We start from the raw sequence: 21,281 nt of genomic DNA, 5'->3' as shown, positions 1-21,281 counted from the left end.
GCAGATGCCTTGCGCAGATCGGGCACGTACCGGATTTTCACGCCGGAAGAGGGTTTGGCCTATTGCCGCGAGCAGCGCCACCTTGGCCGTCACGTGGTGATGACGCCACTGATAGCGGGCATCGACCCGTCCTTTTCATGGGAAAGCCTTGAACTCATGGCAAGCCGGATCATTCCCGAGCTGGCGCGGGACGCGGCTGATGCGCTAAACCCGTTGTAGCTGCGGCGGGTCTGTCGTTAAGACGCTCCTATGCGGCTCAATGATTGTCACAATGTCGAGGATTTCCGCCGTCTCGCGAAGTGGCGGCTGCCATGGCCGGTATTCGATTATATCGATGGCGGCGCCGACGACGAAATCACGAAGGCACGCAACACCGCCGCCTATGCCGACTGCGATCTGGTGCCCAACGTGCTGGCGGGCATGGCCGACATCGACAGCTCCGTCACGATTCTTGGTCGTAGGAGCGCCCTGCCCCTCATCCTGTCGCCGACCGCGCTGCAACGCATCTTCCATTGGCAGGGGGAGCGCGCGGTCGCCAGGGCGGCGGACGCATTCGGCCTGTGGTTCGGCATTTCGAGCCTGTCCACCGTCAGCATCGAGGACATTGCGGCGATCGTGTCCGGCCCCAAGCTGTTTCAATTTTATTATCATAAGGATCGCGGCCTGAACCGATCGATGATCGAGCGATGCAAGGCCGCGAAGTTCGATGCGATCGCGCTGACCGTCGATACGATCGTGTCCGGCAAGCGAGAACGCTGCGCCCGGAGCGGCTTCACGTCTCCACCGCGTTTCACCCTTTCTTCCGCGCTGTCTTACGCGATCAAGCCGCGCTGGGCGCTGGATTATCTGTTCAGGGATTCGTTCGCGCTGCCCAATCTCGACACCCATGTACGGGAAGGCACGGATAAGGCCGTATCGGTTGCCGATTATATCAATGGCATGCTCGACCCGTCCATCGACTGGAAGATGGCGCAGCAGCTTCGCGAGGACTGGGGCGGCACATTCTGCCTCAAAGGCATTATGAGCGTCGCCGACGCGCGACGGGCCGTCGAAATCGGGGCGGACGCGATCATGCTGTCCAACCATGGCGGCCGACAGCTGGATGGCAGTCGCGCGCCTTTCGACCATCTGCCCGAGATCGTCGACGCCGTAGGCGGGCAGATCGAGATCATCTGCGACGGCGGTATCCGGCGGGGCACCCATGTCTTGAAGGCACTGGCAGCCGGGGCCGACTGCGCTTCGGGCGGACGCTTTTACCTCTACGCGCTCGCGGCGGCGGGCCAAGCGGGCGTCGAACGCGCGATCGGGCTGCTCAAGGACGAGATCGAGCGCGGCATGCATCTGCTGGGCGTAAAGAGCCTCGATCAGCTCGATCGCAGCCATCTCCGCTGGCGCGACTGACGCACCATTGAAGGTAGCGCGGATAAAAAAAGGGCCGATCCGAAGACCAGCCCGATAAGTTTAGGAGAGGATGCCTGAAAGGCACGCCCCTTCTGTCCGACGCGCACGCAGTGGGCAAATGCGAAAGCGAGACGAGCGATTGCGTTTAAGACAATCGTATCGACGATCAAGGCTGAGTGTTCCTCCTCGACGCTGCAATATTTCCGGTCAGACGATCTCACCTAATCTCTTGGGGTCCGATCGGGCTCGATGGATTAACGCCCTACACTTCGGTGCTGGACCGGTCCTCGATCATCAGCCGCTCGCCCTGTTGCTGGACGACGGCCGCAATGGGCCCTGCCATCAGGCTGAGCATGCCGGGTAGATGGAGGGTGACGCGCAGCATCGCGTCCTCCGCGTCGACCGTACACGGCACCTCGACGCCCATCGTGGACACGGTCAACGCCAACCGGTCGGCGGACGGCCAATCATGCGTGACGGTTGCCGCGCCACCGGGAATGCGCGACACCAGCTTGCCGACACCGGCGGCCATCCGTCGCTTTGCTTCCTCCCGCCCGAGCGAATGGGGTATATCGATCCGTCTGGCTACAGTCATGAAGACGGGACGCGCAGGTCGGCTGGATGGTTCCAGCGGCGGGGGAGGCTAGGAAATGCCTGCCGTCGGTTTCATCGGCTCCCCTTGGGGTGGCGTTGCGCCCACGGGCCTGCGGGCCGCCGGATCCGGGGCGTCCAGACTCGTGAAGCCGATCGTCGCCACCAATGCGATCGCCGCCAATATTATGAACAGTAAAAGCAGCTTCGATAGAAATCCTGGCTTGGGTTCCGGCATCGGGTTCAGGCCTCGCGAGGTCGCCGCTTGGAGGAGTTTGCGGGGAATGGAATGGGATCGAGTTTTGCCAGCAGATCGGCGAACAGGTCGTCATTCTCCTGAAGCGGGAAATGCCGCGTAAAGTTGCGGCCCAGGACTTCGAGGTCTCGCTGGCTCAGCAGGCCCACCGCAATTATCCGCTCGTTCATCGCCGCCTCCTGTTTTCCCAACCGACGATGATCGGTTGGGTGCCAAGGATTCCGCCTTCGAAAGGAAATTCTTTGCCCGGCGCGATCAGCCGGCGCGTCTGCGGACGCTCGCGCGAATGTGAACGCATCTGGAAATCCCCGAGCCGTGCCTCTATTGAGCCCAATGATGGACAGGCCCCTTCGCCTTTTGTCGCCGAAGCGAAATGCAGCGACGCTAGAGGCCATTGATCGGCGTCGACGCGTGAGGGTGACGGGATTGGGATGAGCAGTTCGGATACAATCAGGGATGCAATCATCGCCATCGGTCGGCGGCTCGACGAACGCGGCCTGGCCCCCGCGACGGCGGGCAATTATTCCGCGCGCCTCGAAGACGGCAGTATCGCGATCACTATATCGGGTTCGCATAAGGGCCGCCTGACAGCGCAAGACATGATGCGCGTTTCCCCGAGCGGCGCACCGCTGGACGCCAAGAAGCCATCCGCCGAAACCTTGCTGCACTGCCTGGTCTACGACATCGACCCCGGCGCGCAAGCGGTGCTCCACACCCATAGCGTCGCGGGGACCGTGCTCAGCCGAGCGCTGGCGCGGAAGCATGGCATCCTTCTGGACGGCTATGAAATGCTGAAAATCTTTCCCGGCATCGCCACCCATGATGTCGCGGTCGTCCTTCCACTGATCGACAACAGCCAGGACATGGCGGCGCTGGCCGAGGCATTGCGTCCTATACTGACGGAGCAGTCGCCCTTGCTTCCCGCTTTCTATATTCGTGGCCATGGTCTTTATGCCTGGGGGCCATCGATCGCGGCTGCCGAATATGTGACCGAAGCAGCCGAGTTCCTGCTCGCCTGCGCCTGGGAAGAATATAAGCTTTCGGGAGGAAGGCCATGACCGCGCTTGCGCTTTACGCCGATTCAGCGCCGCACAGGCTGTTGGACACGATGCGGGACGAGATCGCCATCAGCGCGGCGCTGGCCCCTACGGGCGTCCGGCTGGAGCGGTGGGCAATCAGAGATGCGCTGCCGGCGAATGCAGACGATGCCGAAGTGCTCGCCGCCTACGCCCTGGAAATCCAGCGTCTTGAAGCATCGGGTGGCTATGCGTCGCACGATGTTATCCGGGTGACGCCGGATCATCCCGACCGGGTAGCCCTGCGCGCCAAATTCCTTGCCGAACATGTGCATGACGATGACGAAGTGCGCTTCTTCGTCGAGGGTTCGGGCCTGTTCTACATCCGCCATGGCGGCACGGTCCATGCGCTCGAATGTACGGCGGGCGACCTGATCATCTTGCCCGCCGGAACGGTCCACTGGTTCGATACGGGCGAACGGCCCCGTTTCACCGCGATCCGCCTGTTCACGACGCCCGAAGGCTGGGTCGCCCGCTTCACCGGCGATCCGATCGCGCAGGCCATCCCGCTTTACGAGCCCGCATCATGACGCCGCGCGCCATCGTTACCGATATCGAAGGCACGACTTCAAGCCTGTCCTTCGTTCACGACATATTGTTTCCCTATTCGCGCGCGCGGCTTGCCAACTATGTGGCGGCACATGCCCAAGACGTCGGGCCGATCCTGGACGCGGTGCGGCAGGAAGCGGGCGATCCGTCGATGGACAGCGACGGCTGCATCGCGCGAATGCTGGAATGGCATGACGCCGATCGCAAGATCGGATCGCTCAAGACGCTACAAGGGCTGATCTGGAAAACGGGTTTCGAAAGCGGCGTGTTGAAAGGCCATGTCTATGCGGATGCGGTGGATGGGCTGCGACGCTGGCATGCACGCGGCATTGCGCTCTATATCTACTCTTCCGGGTCCATCGAGGCGCAGAAATTGCTGTTTGGTCACACGGAACAGGGTGACCTGACGCCGCTGTTCACCGGCCATTTCGACACGGCGATCGGCGGCAAGAAAGAGGCAGGCGCCTATCGCGCAATCGCTGCGCAGATCGGCATTCCTCCGGCGGACATCCTGTTCCTTTCCGACATCGAGGCGGAACTTGCGGCGGCGCAGGAAGCCGGCTTTGCCGTGACCCTGCTGGTACGGGAGGGGCCGCTGCGAGAGGCCGGCTTCCCCGCTGCTGCGGACTTCGACTCGATCCTGCCGGAAGTCCAGCCTGCATGACCTATTATCCCCTGACCGAGGCGACGGCTGCCGCCCATCTTGCAACCATTCCCGTCATCGGCGCGGTGCTGGGCGGGACGCCTGCGGACTGGACCGTCCGCGAGGTCGGCGACGGCAATCTCAACCTCGTATTTCTTGTGAGCGGTCCAGAGGGCGGCGTCGCCGCCAAACAGGCCCTGCCCTATGTCCGGCTGGTCGGCGAAAGCTGGCCCCTGCCGCTCTCGCGCGCCTATTATGAAAGGCTGGCGCTCGCCGATCAGGCGCGCCTCGCCCCCGACCGCGTACCCGCCCTGCTCCATCATGACGACGATATGGCACTGACCATCATGGAATTCTTGACACCGCACCGGACGCTGCGCGGCGCGCTGGTCGAGGGCCTGCGCTATCCGCATCTGGCCGACCATCTGGCGCAATTTCTCGCTGACACACTGTTCCGCACGTCCGACCTCGCCGTGCCGGTCGCCACCAAGAAGGCGCGGATCGCCGCCTATCTCGGCAATGTCGCCATGTGCCGGATCACCGAGGATCTGATCTTCGACGAGCCTTATTTCGACGCGCCGATGAATGCCCATTCGGTGGGGCTCGACGACATTGTCGCCGCTTTCCGGTCTGACATTCCGCTTCGGCTCGCCGCTCAGGGCATGAAGGCGCGTTTCCTCGCCGCGCCCGAAGCGTTGTTGCATGGTGACCTGCATACAGGATCGGTGATGGTGACCGCGCATGACAGCAAGGTCATCGATCCCGAATTCGCCTTTTACGGTCCGATCGGGTTCGATGTCGGCATGATCCTGGGAAATCTGTGGATCGCTGCCCTTGCGGAGCCGGGTCTGCGCCCGGACGGGCCATCGGACGGCTGGCTGCTGGCGCAGGCCGACAGGCTATGGGCCGGCTTTGCCGATCGGTTCGCGGCGCATTGGCGCGGTCTTGATCCGAAGATCGAAAGCGGGTCGCTTCACGCGCTGGCGCGACGCGATTCCGCCTTGCTGGAGGCGGCGATTACCACCCGGCTCGACCAGATCTGGCGCGATGCGCTCGGCTTTGCCGGCTGCGAGATCATCCGCCGCATTCTGGGCCTGGCCCATGTCGCCGATTTCGAGAGCATCGCCGATGTCGAGCGGCGGGCGGGGTGCGAACGGCAGGCGCTGCTGTTCGCGCGCGATATCCTCGTCCGGCGAGACGCACTTACCGACATTGGTCCGGTCCATCGGTTGCTCGACCCGGCGTGTGTTGCGCCATGAAGATAGGTGGTGCATCCACACGCTCGATCTGGGTGGAGCCGGATGGCTGGAGCGTCGGCATCTTCGATCAGCGGCGCCTGCCCTGGGCGATCGAGCGGCTGGTGTTGCGAAGTGTCGAAGACGCCGCCGTCGCGATCGCGGACATGGCGACGCGCGGCGCGCCACTGATCGGCGCGGTGGCGGCGTACGGCCTCGCGCTGGGCTTGCGCGCGGACCCCGGCGATGAGGCGCTGGCCATTACCTATGACCGCCTGCTGGCGACCCGACCGACCGCAGTCAATCTCCGCTGGGCGCTCGATCGCATGCGCCGGCAGGTCATGCCATTGGCCCCAGCCCTGCGAGTGGCCCACGCCTATGCCGAAGCCGCGCGCCTGTGCGACGAGGATGTCGCGATGAACCGTGCGATCGGGGTGGCGGGGCTGCCGCTGATCGAAGCGATTGCCGCTCGCAAGGGCGGCGCGCCCGTCAATATCCTGACTCATTGCAATGCCGGCTGGCTGGCGACGGTCGACTGGGGCACGGCGACCGCCCCGCTCTATCTCGCGCATGACGCCGGCCTGCCCCTCCACATCTGGGTCGACGAAACGCGGCCGCGCAATCAGGGCGCACTGACGGCGCTCGAACTGGCCGAACATGGCGTGCCCCATACCTATATCGCGGACAATGCCGGCGGCCTGCTGATGCAACAGGGCCGTGTCGACATGGTGATCGTGGGCACGGACCGCGTCACGGCCAATGGCGACGTCTGCAACAAGATCGGCACCTATCTGAAGGCGCTCGCCGCCAAGGCACACGACATACCCTTCGTCGTCGCTTTGCCGGCCGGCACCTATGATCCCGAAACGGCGACCGGTGCCGATGTTGAGATAGAGAAGCGATCGCCCGATGAAATCGCCTTCACGACCGGCAGGACCCTGGCAGGCGATCAGGCAACGATCGCGCTGACCGCTTCACCGGCCTGCAATCCGGCGTTCGACGTAACGCCAGCGGCGCTGGTGAGTGCCTATATCACCAATGTCGGGCTCATCGCCACCGCCGGACAGCTGACCCAACTGGCTTAGGCAGACAGGCGCGATGAAGCCGCGTTCGGGTTGCAGCGACACGCAGGTCATTGCCTGATCCTCGATTCCGCCCGTTCTACGACGGTGAAATAAGACCCCGAAAGGCCAGCTCGAAGCCCGAAGCAAGGACCCGCCGGTCGGCGATCGGCCGGGTCGCCGCATGAACCGTCAGACAGCGGGTCATCACCAGCAGCGTTTCGATCCGCATATCTATATCCGACTGTGCATGGCCTTTCAGCACAGGTTCGATAATGTTGTGGAGGGCACTGCGAAGCCGGTGGTCGACGCCTAGTACAAGGTCCGAAAAACGCGGATTGCGCGCAGCTTCGGCCATGACTTCAAGCGTGAGCGCCGCGCGATCATTGTCGAGGAGCCAGATGATCTCATGGGCGAACGTCTTGACGATGGTGTCGGTATCGGCGCCGGCGTCCTCGCCTATATGATTGATGTGCAACATGAAGTCGTCGAAATCGCGCTCGCACAACGCGAGCATGATCGCCTCCTTATTTTCGAAATATTGATAGATATGGCCGACGCTCATCCCCGCCTCGGTAGCGATGCGGCTCATGCTCGCACCGTGGATCCCTTCGACCCGCACACAGGCTCGGGCCGCATCCAGAATCTGGAGTTGTCGCCGTTCCGCCCGCTGTTCCCGCCGCGAAACTGCTTCTGCCGATCGAACCATCTTCACCTTTCCGCATCGCCAGCCGCTGCACACGACACCCATATACGCGCCGAAACCCATCTGGCTCACTAAAGCAAGAATGATCAATCATTCTTTTGTATTGACTTCACTCTCAATCGGGAGCACCGACGGGACACGCTCATGGTGGATGGCTGATTCAATCTGCTGTGAAGCCGATCAGGAGAGTATCGCATGACGTCGCAGCCCAGCTTTGCCGACCCGGAAATCCAGAAATGTCCGTTTCCATTTTACGACAAGCTGCGCGAAGAGCAGCCGGTATTCCATGATCCGGAAACCGGACATTATGTGCTCACGCGGTATGAAGACGTCCGCAAAGCGCTGGTCAGCCATTCCGTTCTGAGCAACAAGACCCCTTTCCTCGGCGACCGCTGGTCCCCGGAAGCCAATGCGATGTTCGAAAAAGACGGGTGGCTGCCGATGGACACGCTAGTCTCTAACGACTTGCCCGAACATCGCACCTATCGCACGCTGGTCGACAAGGTCTTCACCCCGGCAAAGGTCATCGGCCTGGAACCGGCGATCAACGAGATAATCGTGGAACTGATCGATGCTATCATAGATCGTGACGAAATCGATTTTCTCGAAGACTTCGCCATCCCCTTGCCGATGTTCGTCATCGCCGACCAGCTGGGCGTTCGGCGTGAAGATCGGGTGAAATTCAAACACTGGTCGAACGTGGCGGTCGAAACGACGGGCCCTCTCACGCCCGAACGTCAGCTGGAACTAGCGCGCGTTCTCATCGAACTGCAACAATATATGGCGGTCCAGATCGAGCGCGTCCGCACCACCCCCGACGACATGCTGATCAGCCGGCTGGCTAATCTGGAAACCGACGGGCGTCGCCTCAACGATCAGGAACTTCAAAGCATCGTCTTCCAGATCCTCGTGGCGGGCAATGAAACGACGACGACGACGCTCGCTTCGGGCATGCGGCTGATGATAGAGCGCCCCGAACTTGCCGAGGCGGTCCATGCTGATCCCTCGCTTGCCAAGGCGCTGGGCGAAGAGGCTCTGCGCACGGCCACGCCCTTGCAATGTCTATGGCGCACCGCGCTGGTGGACGTACAATTTGGTGGCGTGACGATTCCGGCCGGCTCCATCGTCGAGGTGCGTTTCGGCGCCGCCAATCGCGACCCGGCACAATTCGGCTGTCCTGCGGACGTCGATCTCCAGCGGAAAAACGCAAACAGCCATCTCGCATTCGGTGCGGGCATTCACCTGTGCATCGGCAATCAGCTTGCGCGGGGCGAATTGCGTCTGGCCTTTCAGGCGCTCACCCAGCGTCTAGCCAATTTCCGCTTCAGTCGCGGAGACGCCAGCTGCAAGCCATTGGAAGGTTACACGCCTTATGGCTTGCAGCAGCTCTGGATGTCATTCGATCGACGCTGAAGAAAATCGTCATCCGGCCGGCACGGTCAAATCAGGCGATCATAGGAAATCCTGGTGACCGTGACCGGCGCCGGCACGTGATCGGCGAGGATTCGGATGGCATTGTCGCGGATGAAATCGGCAGGTTCGATCTCATGTTCGAGCAGAACGCCGCATTTGTGCGGACCCACCCAGATGACGGTCGCGCAGATTTCCAGTCCTTCGACAATGATGGTCGATCGCGTGCCCACCTTTGGAAAGACATGTCCTTCCAGTTGAGCGCCATAGATGGAAATGTTCGTGATCGTCATCGCCTCGGCAAGGCCATCCCACATGATCACGCCCGGAACGTCGATGCTGTGGCGGCTGTCCTGACGCCGGTCGGGCATCAGCCGCGCAGACATGCTCTCCATATTCACTCCCTGTGTACCCCCGGGTAAGGCGATCTTCCGCGATCAATCCGGCAGATTCGATGAAGGGAAATGGTAACGGAGATATTCATTACGATGACGCAACAGATCTATCGCCAGCGTCATCGACGACTATTTAGGTGATCGGCAAATCCAGATTAGCTACTGGCGACTTTTACCGTTGACCCGCCGTCTTCGGCTGCTACTGCGCAAATGCAGGTGAAAAAATCGCCGCAAGAGAGGATGCCCATGATGCTGCCCGGAACCGACGGCGACGTTTTTCACGCCCTGTTTCGGGCCTGCCTCGCCGAACAGCGTGATCCCACCGACCCGGAATTGAACATCGTGGCCCGCAAGATTTGGCAGGATGCTTTTGCCGTGTCCACGGGCCAGCAGTGGCAAGACCTGTCGCCATCGTCCGACTCCTTCAGGATGATCCGCGACGCGGCCCGAATGGCATTGGGCGGAAAGACATTGTCTCAATATGCTCATTAAAGCAGTCTGAAATCGGCTCGCGCGGAAAACCAACGAAAATCAGCGCGTAAGCCGTCCGGGCTATTATCGACCGGCCTTCGCCTTTCTACCCCGCCGCGAACGACCAGATGTCATCGGGTCGGGCTTGTCCGGCGGCGTCCATCCGGGCGGGGGGGTGACGCGTTGCCGGCTTGTGCCGAGACCCATCGCGCCCGGTTGCTGGCGGACCAGTCCGGTCGGATCGAAATCGGCCGACGACGGTCCCTCTGGCGCACTTCGCAACAGGCTGATGCGATCGCGCAGGATCGCGGCTTTTTCATAATCACCGGTCCCGGCCGCTTCTTCCATGGCGCGCCGCAACGATTCGATGTCGCGGTCCAGTCTATCTGTCATCGAAAGGCCCAGCGTAACGTCTGCGCCACGCCGAGGGCGCCCGCACGGATCACCGGGCGTTGAAAGGGCGGCAGCGTCAGACCATGCAATCGCCTCGCCCAGCTTGGAAGCAGGTCGGTCGCCGCCTGGACCGCCAATTTCCTGGGCAAGTCAGCCAATATGGTCCTCCTACCCCCTTGCAGGATCAGCCGCGCCACTTCGGCGCTTCTCGCATCCGCCTGCAATTGGGGACGCATCTGCATGATGATCGCCTCGGCTTCCGATCGCGACCGTGGAACCGGCCACGCCCCCAGCGCGACAGCGATCACGGCCATTTCGGCGAAATAGCGATCCTGATCGGCAGCCGACATCAAGGGCTGGCCATAACGGACCCAGGCAGCGAGGAAGCTGGTCGTCTCCGTGACATGAACCCAGGCCAACAGCGCCGGATCATTCGCCCGGTACGGCGTCCCATCCGGCAATTCGCCCGTCACATGATCGTGGATGGTGCGCACCCGCTGGATCAGGCGTTCCGCCAGCGCCCGCTCTCCGTAGGTCGTGGTCGCGATGAACCGCGCGGTGCGGCGGAGACGCCCGTGCATGTCTTCCCGGAAATTGGAATGATCCCATACGCCGGCAAGCACGGCGGGATGAAGCATCTGCATCAACAGGCTGGTGATGCCGCCCACCATCATCGACGCAACGTCGCCATGCACTTGCCAGGCGATCGACTCGCGGTCGAACAGCGCGTCATCGCTCCGCACTATGGGGACTTCGCCTTGCGCGGGATCGTTGAACAGCCCGACGACCTGACGGCGGATCGACTGCCTGATGCCGTTCGACGGGGATCGGGATGGGTCCATGCGCTCACAACGACCAACGCCATGGATCGGTCCCCGAGGTGATCGAGCTAGGATCGAGGTCGTGTTTCAGGCAGCGCGAACACTATCGGAAGGACGGCAACCGACACGAGCGCTATCATGATGCCGGGCGCGATGGTCGAGCCGCTTCGGTCGGTCAGCAATTGTGCAAGCCAGGGCGTCAGCCCACCGAACAATGCCGTTGCACTCGTCGCGCCCAGTGCCAGTCCGCTCAGCCGCCCCTCGGCCGGGATGAGTTCTGCGGTCGCGACCGCGCCAACCGCGCTGACTCCGCCGGCCAGCGCAGCAAGCAACACCGCCCCCAGGATCACCGACAAAGGCGCTGCCCCGGTGAGCATGCGAAACAACAGGATGGGCAGAATGGCGGCAAGGATTGCGAGGCCGATCAGCACCGGCCTGCGGCCCACCCGATCGGACAGCAGGCCGACGAACGGCGTCGCGACGATCACCGCGACCGCCGCCACCGTCGCAAGCTGAAGCGCCTGCGCTTCGGTCAGCCTGCCGGCCGACACCAGATGGATCGGCAAATAGGTTATGCCGATATAATAAGTGATCGACCCGAGCGCAGAGATGGCAAAGCCCCGGGCGATACCTGCTCGATATCGAGCCAATGCGTGGCGCAAGGGCTTGCGAACGAGCGTCCCGGCGGCGCGGCTGGACTCGAATTCAGGAGATTCGCGCATGCTTGCGCGCGCGATGAACACCGCGCCGGCCAGAATTGCGCCGAACAGGAAGGGCAAGCGCCAGCCCCAGCTGTCCAGCGCTGGCGCGGGGATCAGGCTGACCGTGAGGGCGGATACGCCCGCAGCCAGCAGACCGCCCACCTCGCTGGTGGCCGCTGCCATGGACGTGATGAGGCCGCGCCGGTGCGGGGCGGCCCCTTCGAGCAGATAGGCGACGACACCGGTATATTCCCCGCCCACGGCAAAGCCCATCACGCAGCGCAACAGGAGCAACAGCACCCCAGCAACCGGCCCGATCTGCGCCACGGTCGGCAGCATCGCGATAAGCGCCATGGCGACCGACATCAGCGCCATCGACGCCAGCAGCGTGGCTCGTCTCCCATGCCGGTCGCCGAAGTGGCCGAACACCATCGCGCCGATCGGCCGCATCAGATAAGCGACGGCAAACCCGGCGAGCGCGGTCAGCAGCACATTCTCGCCAGTGAAGAAAAGCCGGGCTATTATGGTCGAGAAATAGAGAAAAAGCGTGAAATCATACCATTCAACCACGGTGGAAACCGCCGCGAGGGCAAGAGAGCGGCGATCCAGCGGGATTGAAGCGGTCATACGCAATCCTAATCGTCAGACAGCATTGCGACAATCGGGCTTAGTTCGCATCTGCCAGCTTTCCTCAGCCGAACGCTGGTCCAAATGCCTCGCCGCGTCGAAGTCGACCAGGATTGTTTGATGCGTGCGCGAAGAGCGAGAACCATTGGGCCGTTCAAACGTTAAGCTCGCAGGATCGGTATCAAAGGATATTCACATGAAGAAAACAATCCTGTTCGGGGCGCTGGCCCTCGCCGTGGCGGTTCCCGCTCTCGTTCCCGAAGTCGCGTCCGCGCGCGATCGCAATGGGCGCGTCTATCGGGGCGACGATCGCCGCTACGAAACCCGCTGTCACCGCACCGATGGCAAGACCGGCCTGATCGCGGGCGGCGTCGGTGGCGCTGTGGCAGGCAACGTCCTGGGCGGCGGTTTGCTCGGCACTGTGGCCGGCGGCGTCGGTGGCGCCCTGCTCGGCAAGCATATCGACAAGCGCAGCACCCGCGCATCGAATCGCCGCAAGGGCTGCTAACCGCCCTGGCATCGACGATGGACGCCCCGGCCGGATTTCCTGTGCCGGGGCGTTTTTCGTTTAGCCGCCACCGTTGCCGTCATCATCGTGCCTTACGCGCCAGCGGTGCCGCTCGACGATGATCGACCGGACCGGCTCGCCATTTTCATCCCTCGAAGGACGGAAGCGGAACCGCTTTTCGATCAGCCGACAGGTAATTTCATCGAGGTCCGCGCTTCCGCTGGTGTCGGTCACGACACAATCAGCGACATGTCCGTTGACATCCACCGCATAGCGGACAGCGACCACCCGCTCGCCTCCGGCGCGGAGCGGGGCGGGCATGTCTTCAAAACGAAGCCGCCCTTTCAGCAAATGCGGGGCGCTACCCCCGTCGCCCGGGCCATCCTCGTTCCCATCACCGTCCCCCTTCCCGCTGCCATTGCCCTGACCCGATCCGGCGCCGTCCGAACCGCCGCCTTCCTCTACCGGTGCAGGACGCGATAGCGGCAGCACGATAACCGGGACAGGCACGGCAAGTGGGGCGGCAGGAGCGATCTTCGGGATTGTCGCCGCTGATGTCCCGCCGGGGGCGCCTCCCGGCTTCGCGCTATTTGCCTGCTTCGGCTTGATCGGCCTTATCCTTTCAGGACGGACCTTGGGCGACGTCAGCGTCATGACCGTGGTCGAAGTTTCGGCACGCCGGTAAACCGACACGGCCAAACCGGTGACTAACAACCAGCCGATCACGGCGACGACGGCAACCGAGCCGATACCCGTGACGATCTTTTCACCAGGGGAGGAAGCATGCATCGAGGCCTCCTGTTCTCATCCGCGCTCTGACGGATAACGCGCGGACGGGAACTGCTTTCCCTCCGGCACGGACCAGTCGGCCATTTTCAACGGACGCACGGCCAGCCGCCCCCCGACGCATAGCCGTTATCGCTCGTGGACGGCACTGAGTCGACGCTGCATTTTCCTCGCAGATGCGCGGGTCACGATGCGGCGGCGCTGATCGTTTCGAGCAGTTCGGTGACGCGGGCTGGCCTGCCCTCCGCAGCGCTCGCTTCCCTGAGCAACAGCCGGCCATCCTTTTCTTCCAGTCCCGCCTCCTTCGCTTTGACGGGACAGCCCTGACGCGGCGTCAGCGCGATCGCGGCTGGCCCGGCATCCACCCGGCTGATGTGCAAAACCCGGGCGAGCATGGCGATGCGGGCTGCCGTCACCAGATCGCAGGCCGCAGGGGGCAATGACCCGAACCGATCCACCAGTTCCTCCTCGAATGCGTCGAGCGTCGCCTCGTCGGCGATGCGTGCCAGCCTGACGTAAAGAGACAAGCGCACATCCGGCTCCGGTATCCAGTCCGCCGGCAGGGCGCCTGCCGGACCGATCCTGATGTCGGGCACCCACAGGCCCGCATCCTCGCCGCGCGCCTGCTTCAGCGCGGCCTCGAACAGGCGCTGATAAAGGTCCACGCCGATCAGCTTCATGTGACCGGCCTGCGTATCGCTCAACAGGTCGCCGCCGCCCCGCTGGTCCAGATCCTCCGCGCTGATGGCGAACCCCGCCCCGAGCCGATCATAGGTTGCCAGCGTCCGCAGCCGCTTCATCGTGCGAGGGGCTATGTCTTCGCCTTCGGTGAGCAGCATGACCTGTCCGCGCCGGTTTCCCCGACCGACCCGGCCGCGCAACTGGTGGAGCTGGGCCAGCCCGAAGTGGTCGGCGCGCCAGACGATCATCGTGTTCGCGCGCGGCACGTCCAGCCCCGCTTCGATGATATTCGTGGCGAGCAGAATATCGCCCTCCCCCTCGGCGAACCCGACCATCGCCGCGTCGATCTGCGCCGCCGGCATCTTGCCATGGGCCTCGACCAGCCGCAGATCGGGCAGGATGCGGCGGAGCCTGTCCGACAGAGGGGCCAGATCCTCGATCCGGGGCACGACGACGAAGCTCTGCCCGCCGCGCTCACGCTCGCGCAACAAGGCGGTGCGGATGCGCCCGTCATCGGGCGCCGCAAGGCTGGTCCTGATGGGTTGGCGACGCGCCGGCGGCGTGGCGATGATCGAGATTTGCTGCAGACCGATCATTGCCCGGTGCAACGTGCGCGGGATGGGCGTTGCGCTCAGCGTCAGCAGATGGACGTCCGCCTGCCCGCGCAGCTTCGTCTTGTCCGCTGCGCCGAAACGCTGTTCCTCATCGATGATGACGAGGCCCAGTTTCGCATATCGAACATCCTTGGCGATGACCGCGCCCGTGCCGATGACGATATGAATCGAACCATCGGCAAGTCCGGCCTTTACCGCCTTCTTTTCCGCCGTGCTCGACAAGCGCGACAGGCCCGCCACGGCGATGCCGGTCCCGGCGAAGCGGCGCTCGAACGTCTGGAGATGCTGGCGCACCAGCACGGTCGTCGGCGCGGCGACGATGACCTGAAAGCCCGCCAGCGCAGCTAGGGCGGCGGCGCGCAGCGCGACCTCCGTCTTGCCATAGCCGACATCCCCGATGACGAGTCTGTCCATCGGCCGTCCGCTCGCCAGGTCGTCGCGCACCATCTGGATCGCGCGGGCCTGATCGGCGGTTTCGTTAAAGGGAAATCCGCTGACGAACCGCTCATAGCTGGCGGGATCGGGCTCAAGGACCGGCGCTTCCAGTCGCGCCCGCTCCCCGGCCAGCGCCAGCAATGCCGCCGCGCTCTGCGCCACCGCCTCGTCGATATCGCCACGGCGCTTTTGCCAGCTCGATCCATCGAGCCGGTCGAGCTTGACCGCATCGGCGTCCGCGCCATAGCGCCAGATGCGTCCAGCCTCCGCAACCTGCACCAGACGTCGCGCACCGCCCGCATATTCCAGCGCGATCAACTCGGTCTGGTCATCGCCTGGCGCGGGCTCCAGCCCGACGACCCGACCGACGCCATGATCCTCGTGCACCACCACATCGCCACTGCGAATATCCTCGCCGCCGCGCCCGATCGGCTGGGCAGCCGGTCCATAGGGGTCGCCCATGATGGCCCGGCTGCCCAACAGGTCGGCGGCGGCGATCATGACCAGCCGGTCACTCATAGCGCCACGATCGACCGGCGCGACGATGGCAGCAGCGCTTCCCGCCGCCAGCTTTACCGCGTCCCCAAGCCCTTCGACCGTGGGACATGCGACCTTCAGCTTCTTCTCGATCCTCGGCCGAAGAAACCTAATGTCGCGCTCGCTGCCGACAAGCAGCAGGGCGTGCCTGTCGGCCAGCAATGGCTTTACGAAACGCGCCATGCTCGCAAGCGGCGAGCGCGTTTCCGCAAAACGCGGGGTCGCCGCCAGATCATGGTCACCCGCGACAACCGACCAGTCTTTCAGCGCCTCGGCCCATGCGTCATCCGTCAGCGCATCGACCCGGCTCGCATCCTTGTGCGCAACTTCGGTCGCCAGTGCAGTGAAGCGACGCCGGCGCTGATCCGCCTTGGCCGACATCATCACGATGCCGGGGTCGAGGTGCGCCAATATGCCCACGCCGACGTCCGCCTCGGGCTCTCTCGCCCGGCCGATCTCCAGCCCATTTCGACGCTCGACGCTGAGTTGGCTAAGCGGATCGAAGCTGCGGATGCTGGCGATCCGGCCATCTGCGATCTCGATCCGGGCGGGCATGCCTGCATCGGCGGGAAAGATATCGACGACGTCGCCGAGCACCGCGACTTCGCCCGGTTCGTCGACCCGGTCATCGAAGATATAACCGATCTGCTTCATGTCTTCCGTAAAGGACGAAGCGTCGATCGGGTCGCCGATATGCAGCGTCGGTGGTGCGGCGTCGAACGCTAGGGGCTCGGGGTAAATCCGGGCGGCCGCCTCGCCGCTTATGATACAGGCGCTGGCGGCACGATCATGCTGATGATTTATCCGGCGCAGGTCGCGCAATGCGGCGATCCGTCTGCCGATATTGGCAGGCGAAGCCGGTGCATGATCGCCCGGCAGCGCATCGCTGGATGGAACGAAGGTGACGGGATGTCCTGCGGCGAGCGCGCCAAGCGCTTGCGCCAGCGCTTCCGCCTGCTGATCGTCATCGGCCAGATATATTACGTCACTTTTTTGCAGGGCGGCCCAGATCATCAGCGCCGTTTCGCCCATGCTATGCGGTTCGCTCATCAGGCTGCCGCGTCGAAAGGTGATGCGTCCGCGCAACAGGATATCAACCCGCCGGCTATTGCGGCCATGACCGGGGCCAGCCAAATGAAAATGTCTCGCAGGGCAATTTCCTCTCGTTCCCTATGCTTACGCCGACGACAACGCCGTTCGCGCAACATGGTCCCGCTCGCGAGGCGTCCACTGCAAATTATCTTTGGGGTATGGCTGTGCCCTGCTTCCGGAGCGAATAAGGAAGCGCGATAGACCGAGTTACGAACGCTTCAGCCGGTCGCAGGCAGCGAAAGAATGAATCGCGCACCCTGCCCGGCTTCACCGCCGATCCTGATATCGCCGCCCATCGCGCGGGCCAGCCGCCGCGAAATATAAAGGCCAAGGCCGCTGCCGCCCGGATCGTCGCGACCAAGGCGCTCGAATTTCTCGAAAATCCGTTCCCGGCTGTCCACAGGGACGCCGCCGCCCTCGTCGGTCACGACGATCCGCGCTTCCCGTCCATCGCCTTCGGTGATAACCCTGACCGTGGATCCTTCGGGCGAATAGCGGATGGCGTTGCCGATCAGGTTCACCAATATTTGCAATACGCGGCGGAATTCGCCTGTTGCAGGCATACTGATTGACAGGTCGGGTGCGACCACATGGATTTGCCGGTCCAGCGCCTTGACCGACAGCAGGCCCGCGGCGCGGCGCCCCAGATCGGCCAGGTCGACATCTTCGGCGATAACCGTGAAATCAGGCCGGTCCACCGCCTGAAGATCAGCCAGATCGTCCACCAGCGCCATGAGGTGTCGCCCGGCAGCGGCAATATCGGTGGCATATTCGGCATAGTCCTGACGCAGCGGACCTTCCAGCTGGGCGCTGATCGTATCGGCATTGGCGATGATCCGCCCCAGAGGCTGACGAAGCGACCGATCTAGCCGCCGCCCGAATTCCGCCGGATATAAGGTCACCACCTCACGCGCGGCCGCCGTCGCCTCCGGGTCGCTCAGCGCTTTGCCGCGATAGGCGATTAGCTGTCCGGCGACATCGAACAGTGGAAAGCCGGAAAGAGTGAACATCCTGCTTTCATCGACAGCGAGGCTCGCTGCCTGACCGCGAAAGGCGCGGCGCTGGGCAAAGCCGCGCAAAATCGCCATATCGCCATCCTCGTCGGGTTGCAGGCGAAAATAGCTGGAAAAGCGGCCGCCCGGCAGGGGCGGTTGTGCCGGGAGGCGACCGGCCTCCCCCTGTCCATCCAAAGCCAGCTGGAATTGCATCTGCGTGTCGATCTGCCAGATCCACCCTTCCGCCAGCGCGGCGAGATCGGCATCACGCGCGGCGAAGTCGCCACTGCCCGCGGCGGCGGGGCGTTCGTGCCATTCGACGATCGACAGCTGCGCGCCGGCGTCATCGGGCGCCGCGCGTACCCACATGTCGATATCGCCGCGCGCCGCCGCCGCGACGATCGGGCGAGAGATGGGAACGCGCAGGCGCGTGACCAGCCGCGCGATGATGGCCAGTTGAGGAATGAGGATCGGGCCCGCCAGATCGCCGCCGGCTTCCCGCTGAAGCGCCAGCAGGGGTTCGTCCGCGCTCAGCAATCTGCCCTCGGGCGTTACCACCGCCCTGATGATCGACGCGTGCAGGGGAATGTTCATGGCGCGCTGGCCCGGCGCAGATGGTCGAGCTGGGCGCGCAATGCGGCCGGGGCTCTCAATATGCCAAGCACTTGCTCGGCCTGCGGCTCGCTCAGTGAATCATAACAGTCCGCCTCGGCCAGAACCCTTCCGTCTGTCAGCGCCGGCCGAACCGGGCGCAATGCGAGCAGCAAATGCCGATAGTCCCCGCTCGATCCACCGAGCGACCGGCACAGTGCGGCGACATGCTCCATCGCCCCCGAAAGGAGTATATCGATGACCCGCTCGGTCGCCAGCCGGGCATGGCGGCCCGCCAGCGCGGCGAACAGGATGAAGCGCCGCTGTGCCAGCGCCCGACCCAGCAGGGTCGGCTCTTCCGCCTGCGCGCCCAGCCGCAGCATGAGCGCATCCGCGGCCGCCACCGGGCTCGATGCCTCATCATGCCGGACGAGCAGCGACTGTGCCGCCTGGTCGAGGGACATGATGGCAGCATGCTCGCTCGTGAGGGTCGATCGAACCAGCACCGTCGTCAGACAGGCAACGGCGGTCCACAATAATTCGGTGAAATATTCGGCTGGCAGGTCGAGTATGAGCGGCTCGTCATCCGCGCCATTGGCCGACCAGCGCGCTTCCGCCAAAGTCAGCTTCGTCATGGCATCCGCAAGCCCAGGATCGCCTTCGGGCAAAAGTTCCGCCGCCTCCGCCGCGTCCGGGCGCTCGCCATCGGGCCGACCGAATTGACGCAGCATGAGGCTGACGCCTCCGCGCATCTGCATATGCGCGAGCAGCGCCGGGCCGATCAGTCCGGGATGAGCGCGAACCATCGGCCAGCACTGCGCTCCGGGATGATGGGCGAGTCCTGCCCCCGTTGGCGAATCCGAAGCGACAGCCAGGCGCAACGCGGTTTCTACCGCCGTGATACAGCCCCCCAGATGCCGCCGGGTCTCAACGACCAAAGCATCATGCGCCCGTCCCTCGCCGGGGAAAAGCTGTGCCAGAGCGATGGCGTGGCCAATCGGCACGGCCGCCGATCCTGCCATGCTATGGGCAAACGGCGAACCGTCAGCCATGGTCGATCCGTTGAGGAGGTAGGCGGTCATACCGGCGACAATAAGCCGGCGTCCTTAAAATGCACTAAACCCTGAAGGGTAAAAATTCGGTCAGTCGCGACGCCGCAAAATCATGATCCCGAGCGATGCGATGGCTGCGATCATCGCGACATCCAAGCCCACAGAAAAACGGCTGAAAAGATTGGCGAGGGCCAGCGTCAGCAACGCGGTGCCGGGGGTGAAAATCATCCAGGGCGCCGCCTGACCGGTCCGGCCCCACCGATCCGCGATTTGAACCACTGCCAGCAGCAGAGCGAGATGAATCGCCGCTATCGTACCGCCGGCCAGGGCAATGCCGGCCAGCGCGAAGCCCGGCGCGACAAATCCCGTCCAGCCAAGCGGCGGCGGTCGAAGCGCCATTTCATCCAGCCGATCCGCGATCCCGCCGAGCAATAATGCGAAGAGAAGCAGGCACAGTCCCGTACCAGGCCATGAAAGTTCGATCGGGAGCAATGCGATGGCGCCGACAGCCATAGACGCAATCCGCAACTGGATGGCCGGCACCTGCATCCGCATGAGCGGCGGGCTCGCGACGCGCGCTACCGAACCCAACAGATATTGCTCGATCCCGCCGCGTCGACGTCCCATTTTCGCGCAGGCCGAGGTCACCGCCTGCGCCACAAGATCGGCCTGTTGCTGCCCTTCGACGAGCGCAACCCGCCCCTCGAGCAAATCCTCCTGCGATACGGTGATTCGGCGCGCACCATTTTGCACGGCCGCCCGCACGAGCGTGAGCGCGAGGTCCCAATCGCCGATCATGTCCAGCGTCCCGAACAGCAGCGCCGGCGAAACGCGGGCGAGGCCCGCCCAGCGCTGCCCTGCGTCGATTCGCTCGAACGGCGCACTGGCGCGAGAGTCGTCCGTGACCAGCAGCGCATTGCCTTCCATCAGCGCCATCGCCTCGAAATGCGTCTGTGCCACCACTACGCCGTCGGCGACCATGATCGTGTCGAGATCGCGCGGCGCGTCACGCACCATCGACACCATGTCCCGGATCAGAGCGACGGCGATGCCATCGCTGCTCAGCCGATCAACCGCCTGCGACAGCGCCGGGGTGATGACGCTGACGACGATCATGATGCGATCCGCACCCGCGCGCGCCGCCTGCCGCGCCTGATATTCGACCAGCGTCTGCCCGGCGAAGTGCAGCGCCCCCCTCAGCATGGCGGGAGAATCGCCCGATGGCCGGGTTGCGCTCAATATGGCGGCGAAAGTCATGGTTCGCGAAACGGCCCGATCATTGTGAAGCCCGTCTTTTCGCAAGTCGCGGCCGATCGCGCAAGCAAAGCCGCGCCACAGGGAGAATCAGGCCTGTTCGAGCGCCGCCAGAGCGATGCGCAGCCGGCGCAATATCTGGGGGTCGCCGGGCGCGGACTGCGCGGCCTCATCCGCCAGCGCCATCAGGCCGGTCAGGCCGAAGCTGGCCGCGAGCCCCTTTATCCGCCAAGCCGACAATGCCCAATTGGCGTCGCATCGGGCCCGCCCGAGCAAATCGATGTGCCGCGCCGCGCTTTCCAGAAACGCGACGCGCAGGTCCGCAATCAGCGCGCCATCGTCGCCAACCGCAGCGGCCAGAGCCGCGTCCAGAGCGCCAGGATCATAGGACATGGCCTCA

23 protein-coding genes are annotated in these 21,281 nt (G+C 63.8%); 10 read left to right on the top strand and 13 right to left on the bottom strand.

Translation table 11 applies throughout. The annotated features are described in order from the left end of the window. The first annotated feature begins 9 nt into the window (after window positions 1-9). Window positions 10-219 (top strand): hypothetical protein, encoded by a 210-nt coding sequence (locus tag WG907_RS11425; protein ID WP_340232892.1) that lies wholly within the window; start codon window positions 10-12, stop codon window positions 217-219. A 30-nt stretch (window positions 220-249) separates the two neighbouring features. Further along, complete coding sequence (locus WG907_RS11420) at window positions 250-1,401, top strand: alpha-hydroxy acid oxidase (protein ID WP_340232891.1); 1,152 nt, start codon at window positions 250-252, stop codon at window positions 1,399-1,401. Window positions 1,402-1,663: 262 nt separating this feature from the next. On the opposite strand, the gene WG907_RS11415 is transcribed toward WG907_RS11420, so the two are convergent. Next, window positions 1,664-1,996, bottom strand: coding sequence for a polyhydroxyalkanoic acid system family protein (locus WG907_RS11415; protein ID WP_340232890.1), 333 nt, complete (start codon window positions 1,994-1,996; stop codon window positions 1,664-1,666). A 239-nt stretch (window positions 1,997-2,235) separates the two neighbouring features. Then, window positions 2,236-2,418 carry a hypothetical protein gene (locus WG907_RS11410; protein WP_340232889.1) on the bottom strand — a complete coding sequence of 61 codons (183 nt, stop codon included), beginning with the start codon at window positions 2,416-2,418 and terminating at the stop codon, window positions 2,236-2,238. A 261-nt stretch (window positions 2,419-2,679) separates the two neighbouring features. On the opposite strand from WG907_RS11410, the gene WG907_RS11405 reads away from it, so the two are divergent. From WG907_RS11405 to mtnA, 5 genes are read left to right on the top strand one after another with little or no spacing between them, the layout of a single operon-like run. After that, entirely contained in the window at window positions 2,680-3,306 is a 627-nt protein-coding gene (locus WG907_RS11405; RefSeq protein ID WP_340232888.1) for a methylthioribulose 1-phosphate dehydratase, read from the top strand. Then, complete coding sequence (locus WG907_RS11400; protein WP_340232887.1) at window positions 3,303-3,854, top strand: 1,2-dihydroxy-3-keto-5-methylthiopentene dioxygenase; 552 nt, start codon at window positions 3,303-3,305, stop codon at window positions 3,852-3,854. The genes WG907_RS11405 and WG907_RS11400 overlap by 4 nt, the downstream gene beginning before the upstream one ends. Beyond that, window positions 3,851-4,537 (top strand): acireductone synthase, encoded by a 687-nt coding sequence (gene mtnC, locus WG907_RS11395; protein WP_340232886.1) that lies wholly within the window; start codon window positions 3,851-3,853, stop codon window positions 4,535-4,537. Before WG907_RS11400 ends, mtnC begins: the two co-directional genes overlap by 4 nt. Then, window positions 4,534-5,775, top strand: coding sequence for an S-methyl-5-thioribose kinase (gene mtnK, locus WG907_RS11390; RefSeq protein WP_340232885.1), 1,242 nt, complete (start codon window positions 4,534-4,536; stop codon window positions 5,773-5,775). Before mtnC ends, mtnK begins: the two co-directional genes overlap by 4 nt. Beyond that, window positions 5,772-6,836 (top strand): S-methyl-5-thioribose-1-phosphate isomerase, encoded by a 1,065-nt coding sequence (gene mtnA, locus WG907_RS11385; protein ID WP_340232884.1) that lies wholly within the window; start codon window positions 5,772-5,774, stop codon window positions 6,834-6,836. Before mtnK ends, mtnA begins: the two co-directional genes overlap by 4 nt. Before the next feature lie 76 nt (window positions 6,837-6,912). Here mtnA and WG907_RS11380 read toward each other — a convergent pair whose 3' ends face one another. Continuing rightward, the gene (locus tag WG907_RS11380; RefSeq protein WP_340232883.1) at window positions 6,913-7,521 is read right to left on the bottom strand and encodes a TetR/AcrR family transcriptional regulator; all 609 of its coding nucleotides are present in this window, start codon (window positions 7,519-7,521) and stop codon (window positions 6,913-6,915) included. Between the two features lie 192 nt (window positions 7,522-7,713). On the opposite strand from WG907_RS11380, the gene WG907_RS11375 reads away from it, so the two are divergent. Next, complete coding sequence (locus WG907_RS11375; protein WP_340232882.1) at window positions 7,714-8,931, top strand: cytochrome P450; 1,218 nt, start codon at window positions 7,714-7,716, stop codon at window positions 8,929-8,931. Between the two features lie 26 nt (window positions 8,932-8,957). Here the strand turns inward: WG907_RS11375 and WG907_RS11370 are convergent, their stop codons facing one another. Further along, window positions 8,958-9,323 (bottom strand): hypothetical protein, encoded by a 366-nt coding sequence (locus tag WG907_RS11370; protein ID WP_340232881.1) that lies wholly within the window; start codon window positions 9,321-9,323, stop codon window positions 8,958-8,960. A 246-nt stretch (window positions 9,324-9,569) separates the two neighbouring features. Here WG907_RS11370 and WG907_RS11365 point away from each other — a divergent pair, with 246 nt between their 5' ends. Then, window positions 9,570-9,815 (top strand): hypothetical protein, encoded by a 246-nt coding sequence (locus WG907_RS11365; RefSeq protein WP_340232880.1) that lies wholly within the window; start codon window positions 9,570-9,572, stop codon window positions 9,813-9,815. A gap of 63 nt (window positions 9,816-9,878) precedes the next feature. On the opposite strand, the gene WG907_RS11360 is transcribed toward WG907_RS11365, so the two are convergent. The 3 genes from WG907_RS11360 to WG907_RS11350 are packed head-to-tail and all read right to left on the bottom strand — an operon-like array spanning window position 9,879 to window position 12,336. Beyond that, on the bottom strand, window positions 9,879-10,187 hold the full coding sequence (locus WG907_RS11360; RefSeq protein WP_340232879.1) for a UvrB/UvrC motif-containing protein: 309 nt from the start codon (window positions 10,185-10,187) through the stop codon (window positions 9,879-9,881). Beyond that, on the bottom strand, window positions 10,184-11,029 hold the full coding sequence (locus WG907_RS11355; RefSeq protein ID WP_340232878.1) for an oxygenase MpaB family protein: 846 nt from the start codon (window positions 11,027-11,029) through the stop codon (window positions 10,184-10,186). The genes WG907_RS11360 and WG907_RS11355 overlap by 4 nt, the downstream gene beginning before the upstream one ends. Window positions 11,030-11,076: 47 nt before the next feature. Next, window positions 11,077-12,336 (bottom strand): MFS transporter, encoded by a 1,260-nt coding sequence (locus WG907_RS11350; protein WP_340232877.1) that lies wholly within the window; start codon window positions 12,334-12,336, stop codon window positions 11,077-11,079. Between the two features lie 196 nt (window positions 12,337-12,532). Between WG907_RS11350 and WG907_RS11345 the strand changes: the two genes are divergently transcribed. Then, on the top strand, window positions 12,533-12,844 hold the full coding sequence (locus tag WG907_RS11345; RefSeq protein ID WP_340232876.1) for a hypothetical protein: 312 nt from the start codon (window positions 12,533-12,535) through the stop codon (window positions 12,842-12,844). A gap of 60 nt (window positions 12,845-12,904) precedes the next feature. Here the strand turns inward: WG907_RS11345 and WG907_RS11340 are convergent, their stop codons facing one another. From WG907_RS11340 to WG907_RS11315, 6 genes are all read right to left on the bottom strand, one after another. Continuing rightward, the gene (locus WG907_RS11340) at window positions 12,905-13,633 is read right to left on the bottom strand and encodes an energy transducer TonB (protein ID WP_340232875.1); all 729 of its coding nucleotides are present in this window, start codon (window positions 13,631-13,633) and stop codon (window positions 12,905-12,907) included. Window positions 13,634-13,815: 182 nt separating this feature from the next. Continuing rightward, complete coding sequence (locus tag WG907_RS11335; RefSeq protein ID WP_340232874.1) at window positions 13,816-16,947, bottom strand: DEAD/DEAH box helicase; 3,132 nt, start codon at window positions 16,945-16,947, stop codon at window positions 13,816-13,818. Between the two features lie 260 nt (window positions 16,948-17,207). Next, a complete protein-coding gene (locus tag WG907_RS11330; protein ID WP_340232873.1) occupies window positions 17,208-18,578 on the bottom strand; it encodes a sensor histidine kinase in 1,371 nt (456 codons plus the stop codon). Continuing rightward, a complete protein-coding gene (locus WG907_RS11325) occupies window positions 18,575-19,627 on the bottom strand; it encodes a DUF2336 domain-containing protein (protein WP_340232872.1) in 1,053 nt (350 codons plus the stop codon). The genes WG907_RS11330 and WG907_RS11325 overlap by 4 nt, the downstream gene beginning before the upstream one ends. 90 nt (window positions 19,628-19,717) lie before the next feature. Continuing rightward, window positions 19,718-20,884, bottom strand: coding sequence for a hypothetical protein (locus WG907_RS11320; RefSeq protein WP_340232871.1), 1,167 nt, complete (start codon window positions 20,882-20,884; stop codon window positions 19,718-19,720). An 87-nt stretch (window positions 20,885-20,971) separates the two neighbouring features. Next, entirely contained in the window at window positions 20,972-21,274 is a 303-nt protein-coding gene (locus tag WG907_RS11315) for an Hpt domain-containing protein (protein ID WP_340232870.1), read from the bottom strand. Window positions 21,275-21,281: the final 7 nt, after the last annotated feature.

Source organism: Sphingobium fluminis (assembly GCF_037723805.1).
In the GTDB taxonomy this organism is placed as follows: domain Bacteria; phylum Pseudomonadota; class Alphaproteobacteria; order Sphingomonadales; family Sphingomonadaceae; genus Sphingobium.
The sequence above is the reverse complement of the archived record's forward strand: the minus strand, read 5'-3'. Positions and strand labels throughout refer to the sequence as shown.